Origin of the sequence: Pseudomonas ceruminis (assembly GCF_021602025.1) — a bacterium.
Taxonomy (GTDB): Bacteria; Pseudomonadota; Gammaproteobacteria; order Pseudomonadales; family Pseudomonadaceae; genus Aquipseudomonas; species Aquipseudomonas ceruminis.
The window spans coordinates 61,857-74,768 of sequence record NZ_BQHW01000016.1; the positions used below are offsets into that span (position 1 = coordinate 61,857).

Annotated in this window: 10 protein-coding genes; 4 read left to right on the forward strand and 6 right to left on the reverse strand. The window is 61.4% G+C overall.

Going from position 1 to position 12,912, the window contains the following annotated elements; translation table 11 throughout:
• Positions 1-14: 14 nt before the first annotated feature.
• A complete protein-coding gene (gene hppD, locus L6D80_RS18280) occupies positions 15-1,091 on the reverse strand; it encodes a 4-hydroxyphenylpyruvate dioxygenase (RefSeq protein ID WP_054903004.1) in 1,077 nt (358 codons plus the stop codon).
• A gap of 298 nt (positions 1,092-1,389) precedes the next feature.
• Between hppD and L6D80_RS18285 the strand changes: the two genes are divergently transcribed.
• Entirely contained in the window at positions 1,390-2,976 is a 1,587-nt protein-coding gene (locus L6D80_RS18285; RefSeq protein ID WP_176516578.1) for an EAL domain-containing protein, read from the forward strand.
• Positions 2,977-3,008: 32 nt separating this feature from the next.
• Entirely contained in the window at positions 3,009-3,896 is an 888-nt protein-coding gene (gene rarD, locus L6D80_RS18290) for an EamA family transporter RarD (RefSeq protein WP_054903006.1), read from the forward strand.
• Here rarD and L6D80_RS18295 read toward each other — a convergent pair.
• From L6D80_RS18295 to L6D80_RS18315, 5 genes are all read right to left on the reverse strand, one after another.
• Entirely contained in the window at positions 3,859-5,430 is a 1,572-nt protein-coding gene (locus L6D80_RS18295; protein WP_054903007.1) for a TerC family protein, read from the reverse strand. The genes rarD and L6D80_RS18295 overlap by 38 nt on opposite strands.
• Before the next feature lie 294 nt (positions 5,431-5,724).
• Positions 5,725-7,932 carry a TonB-dependent siderophore receptor gene (locus tag L6D80_RS18300; protein WP_176516576.1) on the reverse strand — a complete coding sequence of 736 codons (2,208 nt, stop codon included), beginning with the start codon at positions 7,930-7,932 and terminating at the stop codon, positions 5,725-5,727.
• A gap of 159 nt (positions 7,933-8,091) precedes the next feature.
• On the reverse strand, positions 8,092-9,510 hold the full coding sequence (locus L6D80_RS18305) for a short-chain fatty acid transporter (protein WP_054903009.1): 1,419 nt from the start codon (positions 9,508-9,510) through the stop codon (positions 8,092-8,094).
• Between the two features lie 128 nt (positions 9,511-9,638).
• Positions 9,639-10,295, reverse strand: a complete 657-nt coding sequence (locus tag L6D80_RS18310; protein ID WP_176516574.1) for a CoA transferase subunit B — start codon at positions 10,293-10,295, stop codon at positions 9,639-9,641.
• A gap of 35 nt (positions 10,296-10,330) precedes the next feature.
• Positions 10,331-11,029 carry a CoA transferase subunit A gene (locus L6D80_RS18315; RefSeq protein WP_054903011.1) on the reverse strand — a complete coding sequence of 233 codons (699 nt, stop codon included), beginning with the start codon at positions 11,027-11,029 and terminating at the stop codon, positions 10,331-10,333.
• Positions 11,030-11,169: 140 nt separating this feature from the next.
• Here L6D80_RS18315 and L6D80_RS18320 point away from each other — a divergent pair, with 140 nt between their 5' ends.
• On the forward strand, positions 11,170-12,075 hold the full coding sequence (locus L6D80_RS18320) for a LysR family transcriptional regulator (protein WP_176516572.1): 906 nt from the start codon (positions 11,170-11,172) through the stop codon (positions 12,073-12,075).
• Positions 12,063-12,884, forward strand: coding sequence for an aldo/keto reductase (locus tag L6D80_RS18325; RefSeq protein ID WP_176516570.1), 822 nt, complete (start codon positions 12,063-12,065; stop codon positions 12,882-12,884). The genes L6D80_RS18320 and L6D80_RS18325 overlap by 13 nt, the downstream gene beginning before the upstream one ends.
• The last annotated feature ends 28 nt before the right edge of the window (positions 12,885-12,912 follow it).

The window sequence follows — 12,912 nt, forward strand, 5'->3', positions numbered from 1 at the left end:
GCGGTACGCGTTACTCATTCAGCATTGAGCACGCCGCGCCGCACCTGATCACGTTCGATGGATTCGAACAGGGCCTTGAAGTTGCCTTCGCCAAAGCCATCGTCGCCCTTGCGCTGAATGAACTCGAAGAACACCGGCCCGAGCAGGGTTTCCGAGAAGATCTGCAGCAGCAGACGCCTGTCACCTGGCTCGGAAGCCCCGTCGAGCAGAATGCCGCGGGCCTGCAGCTCGCCAACCGGCTCCCCGTGGCCTGGTAGACGCTCTTCGAGCATCTCGTAATAGGTCTGTGGCGGCGCTGTCATGAAGCGCATGCCATAACCCTTGAGCGCGTCCCACGTCTTGATCAGGTCGTCGGTGAGGAATGCCACATGCTGAATGCCCTCGCCGTTGAACTGCATGAGGAACTCTTCGATCTGCCCCGCCCCTTTGGACGACTCCTCGTTCAGCGGAATGCGGATCATGCCGTCTGGAGCGGTCATGGCCTTGGAAGTCAGGCCGGTGTACTCACCCTTGATGTCGAAGTAGCGAATTTCACGGAAGTTGAACAGCTTCTCGTAGAAACCGGCCCAATAGGCCATGCGTCCGCGATAAACGTTGTGGGTCAGGTGGTCGATGATCTTCAGCCCCGCGCCTACCGGGTGACGGTCGACGCCCTCGATGAAGTTGAAATCGATATCGTAGATCGAGCTGCCCTCTTCAAAGCGGTCGATCAGGTACAGCGGCGCACCACCGATGCCCTTGATCGCCGGCAGGCGCAACTCCATCGGGCCGGTTTCGATTTCTACTGGCTGCGCACCCAGCTCCAGGGCACGGGCATAGGCCTCGTGGGCATTGCGTACACGAAACGCCATGCCACATACCGACGGGCCGTGCTCGGCAGCAAAGTACGAGGTGATGCTCTTGGGCTCATTGTTGAGGATCAGGTTGATGCCACCCTGGCGATACAGGTGCACGTCCTTGGAACGGTGGGTAGCCACCTTGGTGAAACCGAGCATCTGGAAGACCGGTTCCAGAACCCCCGGAGTCGGTGATGCCAGTTCAATGAATTCGAAGCCCATCAGGCCCATTGGATTGTCGAAGATATCAGCCATGTTCATGTCCTCATCAGAAGCAAAAATTATCGAATGCCGGGGATGCTGGACAGAACTGGCGGTGAACATGGGATGCCTCGCACGCTGCGGGCGAGGAAGTCACCAATGATCAGTTTGAACCCTTGGTATCTCATAGGGACCCATTCTCGTTGGGCTGATCCTTCAGTGGCGAAGGACCTTATTGTTGTATTCGTAAACCGATTCTACAGTGCGTAAATTCCTTTGTCGCGTATTTGTTGGCCGCCCGATCTGACATACGGCTATCCTCACTACTTTCCTACCTGAAGATTAGGACAGCATGCCCCTCAGCGTAAAAACCCGCTCCCGTTGGAATTGGCGCTCCCTGCTTCCCTGGGTCATTGGCCTACTGCCACTGGTGTTCGGCCTGATGGTGATGAACTGGCAAATCGATCGTGACCTGCGCACGAGCAGCCTGGCCACCACCCGCCAGGTGGTGGCGCAAATCGAACGCGTTCTAGACAACCTCGCCGGCGCTGCACAGGCGTTGCTGCCGCTGGCTGGCACCCCCTGCGTACAGGCTCAACTGGCCCTGCGTGGCGAAGTCACGCGCAATGCCTTCGTGCGCTCCACCAATCTGGTGCGGGACAACACCCTGTATTGCTCGTCGTTGTTCGGCGAATTCGACGAGCCTGTCGACGCGGCGGACTACACCGATGGCAAGCTGTGGCTGATGGATGGCAATTCGGTGACGCCAGGCCACGCGCTGCTGGTGTATCGCGCCAGCAACGGTGATCACGGCGCGATCACGACCGTGGACGGCGACCACTTGTTGACAGCCTTGCGCCTGATCGGCGCCAACGAGGAACTGCAACTGCGCGTCGGCAACCATTGGCTGGGCAAGGACGGCGTGGTGCGCACAGGCCAGCCGCCCCTTGCAGCGATCGCGGACGTGACCCTGGGATCGACGCGTTATCCCTTCAGCGTGCACGGGGGGTATGCCGACGGCAAACGCAGCGAAGTGCTGCGCGACCATTACCCTGCCCTGCTCAGCCTGCTGCTGGCACTGGGCGTGGCAGCCGGTAGCGTATGCCGCTGGCAGATCCGCCGTGCCAACTCACCGCGTGCCGAACTGCGCCGCGCCCTGGAGGCTGATGAATTCGTCCCGTACTTTCAGCCAGTGGTACGCAAAGGCGATTACCGCTGGGCCGGTGCCGAGGTGCTGATGCGTTGGAACCACCCCCATGAAGGCCTGGTACGTCCCGATCTGTTCATTCCGTATGCCGAGCACAGCGGGCAGATCATCGACATGACCCGTTCGCTCATGCTGCACACTGCGCAAAACCTTGCCCCTTACGCTGCGTTGCTTGAAGACGGCTTTCATATCGGCATCAACATCACTGCCGACCACTGCCGCGACCTGGCGCTCATCGACGACTGCCGCACCTTTCTTCAACACTTCCCGCCCGGGCGAGTGGTGCTGACGCTGGAGCTGACCGAACGCAAGCTGATCGAGGCGACCCCGGTCACCTTGGAATTGTTCGAAAAACTGCATGAAATGGGCGTGATGATCGCCCTGGACGACTTCGGCACCGGCCAGTCAAACCTCAACTACCTGCGTCAGTTCAAGGTCGACTACCTTAAGATCGACCAGAGCTTCGTAGCGATGATCGGCGGCGACGCGCTGTCGCAACATATCCTGGACAGCATCATCGAACTGTCGGCCAAGCTGGGCCTTGGGATCGTCGCCGAAGGGGTGGAAACGGACGTGCAGCGCGACTACCTGGCCCGTCACGGGGTGGACTTCCAGCAAGGCTACCTGTTCGCCCGGCCGATGCCTGCTGCCGACTTTCTCCAGGCCTTGGCCACACGCCCAGGTGTTGCGCGGTTGCCGCAGGACGCGCCCCCTGAGATCATGCGCGGCTGACCCACCCGCTCATTCCCCTATCCGAGGCATTCGTGTCAAAAGGCATTCTCTGTTCGGTCATGGCATCCTGTTTGTTCGCCGTGATGTACTTCTATACCTCCCTGCTTGCGCCGCTCGACGGCGAAGAGATCTTCGGCTGGCGAACGCTGCTGACCCTGCCCTGTCTGACCCTGTTCATGCTGGCCAGCAAAGACTGGAAGCGGGTCGGCGACCTGCTTGCACGGGTGCGCCAGACGCCTTTGCTCCTGCTGGGTATGGTGGGCACGTCCTGGTTGATGGGGGTGCAACTGTGGCTGTTCCTCTGGGCGCCGCTGCACGGGCGCAGCCTGGAAGTGTCGATGGGCTACTTCCTGCTGCCGCTGGCGATGGTGCTGACAGGGCGGCTGGTCTATGGCGAGCGCCTGTCGCGCCTGCAGAAGGTTGCGGTAAGCTGCGCCGCACTTGGAGTGGGCCACGAACTGTACCAGCATGGCAGCTTCGCCTGGGAGACGCTGCTGGTGATGGTCGGTTATCCGATCTACTTCGTGCTGCGTCGGCGATGCCGCACCGACCACCTGGGTGGCCTGTGGTGCGACATGTGCCTGCTGCTGCCCTGGGCGCTGTATTTCGTGATCCAAGGGCCTCTGTCGAGTGCGGACCTGCACGACCACCCCGGCCTCTACGGCCTGATCCCCCTGCTGGGCGCAATCAGCGCCTCGGCCCTGATTGCCTACGTACTGGCCAGCCGACTGCTGCCTTTCAGCCTGTTCGGCCTGCTCAGTTACGTCGAGCCGGTACTGCTGGTGGGCGTGGCACTGCTGCTGGGCGAGACCATTGGCCCTGATCAGTGGCTGACCTATCTGCCGATCTGGGGCGCGGTACTGGTGCTGGTGCTCGAGGGCTTCAAGCACCTGCTCCGCCAGCGTCGGCGGGCGGTTTGAGCCGCACCTGCCGCACCCGGCGTTCCTCCACCGCGACCACCGTCATGCTCCAGCCATTCCAGGCCAGGTGGTCGCCGACCACCGGCAGACGGTCCAGCAGGCTCATCACCAATCCTGCGAGGGTCTGGTAGTCCTCGGTGGCGCGTGCACTGAAGCCTGTACGCGCCTGCACCTGGCCCAGGTTCAGGGCACCACTGACGACAAAGCTGTCGCCCTCATCGATGATGCCCGGCCCCTCTACCTCACTGGCATCCGGCAGTTCGCCGGCAATCGACTCGAGGATGTCGGTCATGGTCAGCAGGCCGATGAAGTCGCCGAACTCATTGACCACGAACGCGATGTGCGTCGACTGGTGGCGCATCTGCTCCAGCGCGTTGAGGATGCTGAAGCTGTCCAGCAGGTTCAAAGGTGCGCGAACCATGCGCTCCAGGTCAGGCTCGGTGCCCGACAGCAGCTCCTTGAGCAGTTCCTTCTTGTGCACGAAGCCGAGCGGCTCATCGATACGGCCATCGCGAATCAACGGTAGACGCGAGTAGGGCGAGTTGGCTAGCGCTTGGGCGATGGCGACCGCCGGTTGCGCCAGGTCGATGACATCTACCTCGGCGCGCGCGGTCATCACAGTACGGATCGGCCGCTCTGCCAGGTTCAACACACCGCTGATCATGACCCGTTCGCGACGATCGAAGAGCACCTGCTCACCGCCGCCCTCGACCAGATCGGCGATCTCCTCGCCCACTTCGTCCACCTCCACCCGGCGCCCACCCAGCAAACGCAACACGGCATGCGCGGTGCGCTCACGCAGGGGCCGGTGCTGCTGGAGACTACGCTTGCGGCGCGCGCGGGCCAGCTGGTTGAACACTTCGATGAGGATCGAGAAGCCAATGGCGGCGTACAGGTAGCCCTTGGGAATATGAAAACCAAGGCCTTCGGCGGTCAGGCTGAAGCCGATCATCATCAGGAAGCCCAGGCACAGCATGATCACTGTGGGGTGGGCGTTGACGAAGCGGGTCAGCGGCTTGCTGGCCACGATCATGATGCCGATCGAGAAGATCACTGCGATCATCATCACCGACAGCTGTTCGACCATGCCTACGGCGGTGATCACCGCATCCAGCGAGAACACCGCATCCAGCACCACGATCTGCGCCACGATGGGCCAGAACGCGGCATGGCGCACAACGCCACTGGCTTGGGCGACATGACCCTCCAGGCGCTCGTGCAACTCCATGGTGGCCTTGAACAACAGGAACACGCCACCGAACAGCATGATCAGGTCACGGCCAGAGAAACTCTTGCCGAACACCTCGAACAGCGGTGCGGTCAAGGTGACCATCCACGAAATACTGGCCAGCAGGCCCAGGCGCATGATCAACGCCAGGCTCAGGCCGATCACCCGCGCACGGTCGCGCTGATGCGGTGGCAACTTGTCGGCCAGGATGGCGATGAACACCAGGTTGTCGATACCCAGTACCAGCTCAAGGACGATAAGCGTCAACAGGCCTAGCCAGGCCGTGGGGTCGGCTAGCCATTCCATTAGCGGGTACTCACGAGGGAAGCGTCACAAGGACGAGGGAGGGGTGGCCGGGAGGGCCGAAAACTGGGAGGCTCCGCGAAGGTGCTCATAGGGACCTGAATAGAAAACTGGGAAGGTGATGCTACAAGCGCAGCAGGTTTTTCTCATAACGCAAAACTATTACAAACCTTGACGGACGTGGCGGGGAGCAATCCTGCGTAACCTGCCCCCCGACCAATCAAGCGCGGCACATGCTCGAAGGCCAGCGCGCAATCGAGAGCCTTCGAGCATCGATCATGGCAGCGGTCGATGCGACTATAGCGTCCAGTCCAGGCTCACCATCATCGTGCGCGGCTCGCCGTGGTACACGCCGTTATAGAACCCCAGGTTGTTGTAGTAATGCTCGTCGAACAGGTTCTTGACGTTCAGCGATGCCGACAGGTGCTCATCAAACTGATAGCGCGCCATCAACCCCACGACCGAGAACGCCTTCTGGCTGATGGTGTCGGCAACGGTGATCAGCTTGCCATCGGCGTTGCGCCCTATCGGTCGACTGGCAGCCTTGTAATTGTTGCTCTGCCAGTCCACGGTGCCACCCACGGTCAACGCCGGGGTCACGTGGTAGCTACTGGAGAAACGCACCAGGTTCAGCGGTTGCTCGGTGCTCTTGCGCTGCTTGTCGCCCGTCGCCGCATGGGTATAGCTGTAACCCAGACTCATCTGCCAGTTGGGCGCCAGTTCGCCTGCGATCTCGGCCTCGAAGCCCTGAACCACTACGCCTTTGCCACCCGACTTGTAGTAGGTCTCGCCATTGGGCCCCGGGGGTACCGCGTCGTCTAGCTCAACGACATTGTCCTGCTTGCTGCGGAAGACCGCGGTGCTGAGGTTCAACCGGTCATCCAGCAAGCCGGCCTTGAGGCCAACCTCGTAGACCTTGCCCACGATGGGTTCCAGGTATTTTTCGTTGACGTCGCGCACGGTCTGCGGGTTGAAGATATCGGCGTAACTGACATACACAGTGTACTGCTCAGTCAGGTCGTAGAGCACCCCGGCGTAGGGCGTCCACTGATCGTTCTGGGTCTGCTCACTGCGCGTGCTGCGGGTGAGCGCGAGGTTGTCGTCATAGGACCAGGACTTGCTTTCGGTTTGCCAACTGCCATACCGGCTACCGAGTACGAAATGCAACCGGTCAGTCGGGTTCAGCCGCGTGGCGAGGTAGCCAGCTTTTTGCCGGATGTAGGAACGTTGCGAGTCCAGCCCGCTGTCGTAATCGCTGAATTTGGCGATATTGCCCATGTACTTCCAGTCGGCGATCACCCCATAACCGGCCGGGTCATTGCGTCCGGCGAAGAACGGTGAACGGTTGCGGCGCTCGGAAACGCCGTAACCGACCATGAAATCGTGGCTGCGACCAAACAGCGGGTACGGGCCGGCGAGGTTGAGGTCCATCGCCTCCATCTTCTCTTCGCCGGAGAAGTGGCTGATGTAGGCACTCATACCACTACGGTCGGCCTCGGGAAAACCACTCCCGCCATAGTAGACCTTGCCATCGGTATCACTCTGGCGATGGGTATAGGCAGCCTTCAGCAGCCAGTCGTTGGCAAGGCGTTGGTCGAGGGTGATGAAGGCGGTCTTGTCTTTCAGCGGCCATGAGGACCAGGGCGCCGACAGGTTGGTCGAACGTGGCAGGTCGGCTTTGCCGCCCTGGGCGTTCCAGTACGGCACCGTGCCCCATGAGGCGCCCTGCACATCCTTGTTCTGGTAGTCGTAACCCATTGCCAGGACCGTACTGTCAGTCAGGTCAGCTTCCAGAATGCCGTAGGCCACCTCGCGCTGGCTGGCGTACTTGTCCATGAACGACTTGCTGTCGCGGTAGGCCAGCACCGTGCGACCGCGCAGGCGCCCGTCCCACCCCAGCGGGCCGCCCACATCGAGGTAGATGTAATAGTTGTCGTAACTGCCCGCGCTGACACCGCTCTTGACTGCCAAGGCGTGGGTTGGGCGCTTGCGCACCATGGCCACGGTCCCGGAGGGGTCGCCAGCACCGGTGGTCAGGCCGGTCGCGCCGCGCACTACCTCGATCCGGTCATAGATGATCGTGTCCGAATCCGATTTGAGCACGGAAAAGGTGTTGAGCATGCCATCGATCTGGAAATTGTTGATCGCATAGCCCCGTGAAAAATAGGTGGGCCGCTCGGAATCGCTACGCTGCACCGTGACACCGGTGACATGGGCCAGCGCCTCGGAGAGGCTGTCGAGCTGGAAGTCGTCAAGCTGCTGGCGAGTGATGACCGAGACCGACTGCGGGGTTTGCTTGATCGACAGGTTCAGGCGCGTGGCAGCACTCATGCTACCGGTGGTGTAGGAGCCACTGTGCTCGGTAGTGCTGCCCAGGTGCTGGGCAAGAATTTCGGTCGAGCTTAACTCCAGCACGCCCTCCTCTGCCTGCGCTTCGGTCGAGCTGAAGAGGGTGGCGCACAGCCCCAGGGTCAGGGTCGTGGAACGGTTGATGGGCGCAAACATCGCTGCCTTACTCCTTGTACGTTCGATGAAGATCCATGGCTGCCGTTGATCGGCCTTCATATGAAAACGAATCTCGTATGAGAATCGTTATCGACTCATCATTCGAACGCAAAAAAGGGCGGTGCTCAGCCGCCCTTCCTGGTGCAATTACCCATCAAGTCACGGCATCACCGGTGGCACATACTGCAATGTCGTGCCCAACGCCCACAACAGCACCAGCACCAGCGGCACATGCACCAGTAACTGCACGAAGGAGAAACCGATCAGGTCCCGTGCCTTCAGCCCCAGCACACCCAGCAATGGCAGCATGTAGAACGGGTTGATCAAGTTAGGCAGCGCTTCGGCGGCGTTGTAGATCTGCACCGCCCAACCCAGGTGGTATTGCAGGTCATTGGCGACCAGCATCACGTAAGGGGCCTCGATAATCCACTTGCCACCCCCAGACGGGATGAAGAAGCCCAGCACCGCCGAGTACACACCCATCAACAATGCATACGTGTCATGGGTGGCAATCTGGGTGAAGAACAGCGAAATATGGTGGGCCAGGGTCTGTTCATCTACCCCCTTCACCTGGGTGAGGATGGCCGCGATCGAACCGTACAGCGGGAACTGGATCAGCACCCCAGTGGTAGTCGGCACGGCGCGGGCCACGGCGTCGAGGAAGCTGCGGGGGCGCCAATGCAGCAAGGCCCCGAGCATGATGAACAGCAGGTTGTAGGTATTGAGCCCTGAAATCGCGGTGATTGCGGGCTTGGTGGCGAATTCCTGGTACAGCCAACCGGCCGCCAGCGCCACCAGCAACAAAATCAGGATCGGGCTATGTTCCAGCCACTCGCCCGGGCGGGTGCGCTGGGGGGCCGGGGGCGCGGTGAAGCTGGGATCAACGCCGCAGTCTTCGGCGCTACGCGCGCTGTTGGGGCCAGGGGCAGTCGCATAGGCAACGACCAGCGAAACGATCACCAACGCGGCCAGCATCACCCCCGACTGCCAGAGGAAGATGGTTTCGGTGAACGGGATCACCCCGGTGATCGACAGGATCGACGGTGGCAGGCTGGCCGGGTTGGCCTGCAGTTGCGCTGCCGAGGACGACAGGCCCAACGCCCACACCGCGCCCAGGCCCAGGTAAGCGGCGGCGCCAGCGGCGCGGTAGTCCATCTTGAGGTCGGTACGGCGCGCCAAGGCGCGTACCAGCAAGCCGCCGAACACCAGTGACAGGCCCCAGTTGAGCAGCGAGGCCAGCATTGAGATCAGCGCCACCCAACAGACCGCCGAGCGGCCGTTTTTCGGCACGCGTGCCAGGCGATCGATCAGGCGCGCCGCCGGTGGGGAGCTGGCTACCACGTAGCCGCCAATGACCACAAAGGCCATCTGCATGGTGAACGGTATCAGGCTCCAGAAGCCATCACCAAAGGCCTTGGCGGTATCAGTGGGTTTGGCGCCCATGGCCAGGGCGCCGATGCACACCAGCACCACCGCCAGGGCGGCGAATACCCAGGAGTCGGGGAACCAGCGTTCGGCCCAGTTGGAGCAGCGCAGGGCAAAGCGGGCGGAGCGGCTGTCTTGAATTTCAGCGGCCACGTTTACTTCCTTTTATTGGTTTTATCGGATTTCTTTGAATCAACACAAAACCCCGTGGAACGGGTTCACCCACGAAGGCAGCACGATGCCTTCGCGGGTGAACCTGCCCCACAGGGTTGGGGAATGCTTTAGAAGGTCATTTCCTTCACATCATCGGGCACGATCAGCTTACCGGCCGTTTTCGCGATGATTTCTTCGACAGTCACGCCCGGCGCGGTTTCGCGCAGGATGAACGCACCGTCTTCGATCTCCAGGTAGGCCAGGTCGGTCAGCACCTTGCGAATGCAGCCGGCGCCGGTCAACGGCAGGCTGCAGCGCGGCAGCAGCTTGGACTCACCGTCCTTGGAGGCGTGGGTCATGGTGACGATGATGTTCTCGGCACCGGCGACCAGGTCCATGGCGCCGCCCATGCCCTTGACCAGCTTGCCAGGGATCATCCAGGAAGCGATGTTGCCTTCCACATCAACCTCGAAAGCGCCCAGCACGGTGAGGTCGACGTGACCACCACGGATCATGGCAAAGGATTGCGCTGAATCGAAAATAGAAGCACCGCGGCGGGCGGTGACCGTCTGCTTGCCGGCGTTGATCATGTCAGGGTCGAGGGTGCTTTCGGTAGGGAACTCGCCCATGCCCAGCAGGCCGTTTTCCGATTGCAGCATGACATCCATGTCGGCGGGTACATAGTTGGCCACCAGGGTCGGGATACCGATGCCGAGGTTGACGTAGTAGCCGTCCTTCAGTTCACGTGCGACGCGTTGCGCCATCTGTTCGCGGGTCAGTGCCATGGTCAGGATCTCTTTGTTGTTCTGATGGACGGCGCTCAGGCCTTGACGGTGCGCTTTTCGATGCGTTTTTCGAACGTGCCGACGATGACCCGGTCTACGAAGATGCCCGGGGTATGGATCTCGCTGGGCAGCAGTACGCCGGGCTCGACGATCTCTTCCACTTCGACCACGGTGATCTTGCCGGCGGTGGCAGCCAGCGGGTTGAAGTTTTGCGCAGTGTTGCGGTACACCACGTTGCCATAGTGGTCGGCTTTCCAGCCCTTGACGATGGCGAAGTCACCGGTGATGGATTCTTCGAGAATGTACTTGCGGCCTTTGAACTCGCGGACTTCCTTGCCCTCGGCAACCGGGGTGCCGTAGCCGGTGGCAGTGTAGAAGGCCGGAATGCCTGCACCACCTGCGCGCATCTTTTCGGCCAGGGTACCTTGGGGGGTCAGTTCGACCTCCAGTTCGCCGCTGAGCAACTGGCGTTCGAATTCGGCGTTTTCCCCAACGTAGGAGGCGATCATCTTGCGGATCTGCCGGTCTTCCAGCAGCACGCCCAGGCCAAAACCGTCGACGCCGCAGTTGTTGGAGACCACAGTCAGACCCTTGACGCCACGGCGCTTGATTTCGGCAATGAGGTTTTCCGGGATGCCGCACAGGCCAAAACCACCAGCCAGTACGGTCATGTTATCGGTCAGGCCTTCAAGGGCCTGTTCATAGGTTGCTACGCGCTTGTCCAGTCCGGCCATGCTGATCCGCCTTTTGTAGTTGTTGAACCGACGAGGCTGTCGGTGAGCGTGTACCTGCATCTTCACCGCTGGCGACTGATTTGTTAATTTTGTTTTAATCATCGATTGATAATTTTTTCAAAATAACCCGTGAGCCCGCCATGAACGTCAAGCAACTGCGCGCCTTTGTTGCCGTGGCCCAGTACCAGAGCTTCGCCCAAGCCGGCGAACACCTGCATGTTTCCCAGCCAGCCCTGAGCCTGACCATCAAGGCGCTGGAAGAATACCTGGGCGGCGCCCTGCTCACCCGCACCACACGCAGCGTCAGCCTGACCGCCGAGGGCGAAGTGCTGCTACCGCTGGCCCGCCGCCTGCTAGCCGACTGGGACGACACCGAAGAAATGCTGCGCCAGCGCTTCACCCTGCAATTGGGCCGGGTTTCGGTGGCGGCCATGCCGGCCTTTGCCGGCAACCTGTTACCTCACTCGCTGAAGGTTTTCCGCCAGCGCTACCCCAAGGTCAACGTGACCGTGCACGACGTGATCAACGAACAGGTGCTGGAACTGGTGCGCCACCGCCGCGTCGAACTGGGTATCGGCTTCGAGCCGGACAATACCGAGGGCTTGCGCTTCCACCCGCTGTACATGGACCGCTTCGTTGCCGTGGTACCTGGTGACTCGCCGCTGGCGCTTAAGCCCCAGGTCACCTGGGCACAACTGCTGGCCGAGGACTTCATCGCTTTGCAGCGGCCTTCGGCGGTGCGCTTGCTGCTGGAACAGAACGTCGCGCCCTGGCACGGCAAACTGGCGGTGGCCTTTGAAAGCCACCAGCTGTCGACCATTGGCCGCATGGTCGCCAGTGGCCTGGGGGTCAGTGCGGTGCCCGCGTTGTGCATCAACCAGATGCAAGAGCTTGGCGCACGCTGTGTCACCCTGGTAGAACCCGCGGTGGAGCGGCGCATTGGCGTGATTGCCTTGGGCGACCACAAACTGTCCACTGCAGCGCAAGCACTGCTCGAGGTACTGCTTGCCCATACACACACTCCGGAGGTGACATGCGTAACGTGAAACTGGCAGACTGCGAGGTGCCGGCCATCGGCCAGGGCACTTGGTACATGGGCGAAGACCCGGCCCATCGCGCCGCCGAGGTGGCTGCCCTGCAACAGGGTATCGAGCTGGGCATGAACCTGATCGACACTGCCGAAATGTATGCCGAGGGCGGCGCGGAAACAGTAGTCGGCCAGGCCATTGCCGGGCGTCGCGACCAGGTGTTTCTAGTCAGCAAGGTCTACCCGCACAATGCCAGCCAACGGGGGGTGCCTGCTGCTTGTGAGCGCAGCCTCAAGCGCCTGGGCACGGATGTCATCGACCTGTATCTGCTGCACTGGCGAGGCCAATACCCACTGGAGGAAACCGTCGAGGCGTTCGAGCGTCTGCGCGAACAAGGCAAGATTCGCCGCTGGGGGGTTTCCAACTTCGATGTCGATGACCTGCGCGAATTGCACAACCCGGACTGCGCCACCAATCAGGTGCTGTACAACCCGGCGCAGCGTGGCATCGAGTTCGACCTGCTACCGTGGAGCCGGCAACGGGAACTGCCGACCATGGCCTACTGCCCTTTGGCCCAGGCTGGGCGACTGCTGCAGCACCAGGTATTGAGCGAAGTCGCCGAGCGCCATGGGGCCACGCCAGCCCAGGTCAGCCTGGCGTGGGTAACACGCCATGACGATGTGATTGCCATCCCCAAGGCCGTGGCGCCCGAGCATGTGCAGTTGAATGCCGCAGCCGGGGCATTGAGCCTGACCCGCGAGGATCTGCGGGCGATTGATCGGGCGTTTCCGGCGCCTACGCGTAAGCAACACCTGGCGATGGTTTGAGGGACCCGCGAACCTGGGCTGCCTTGCA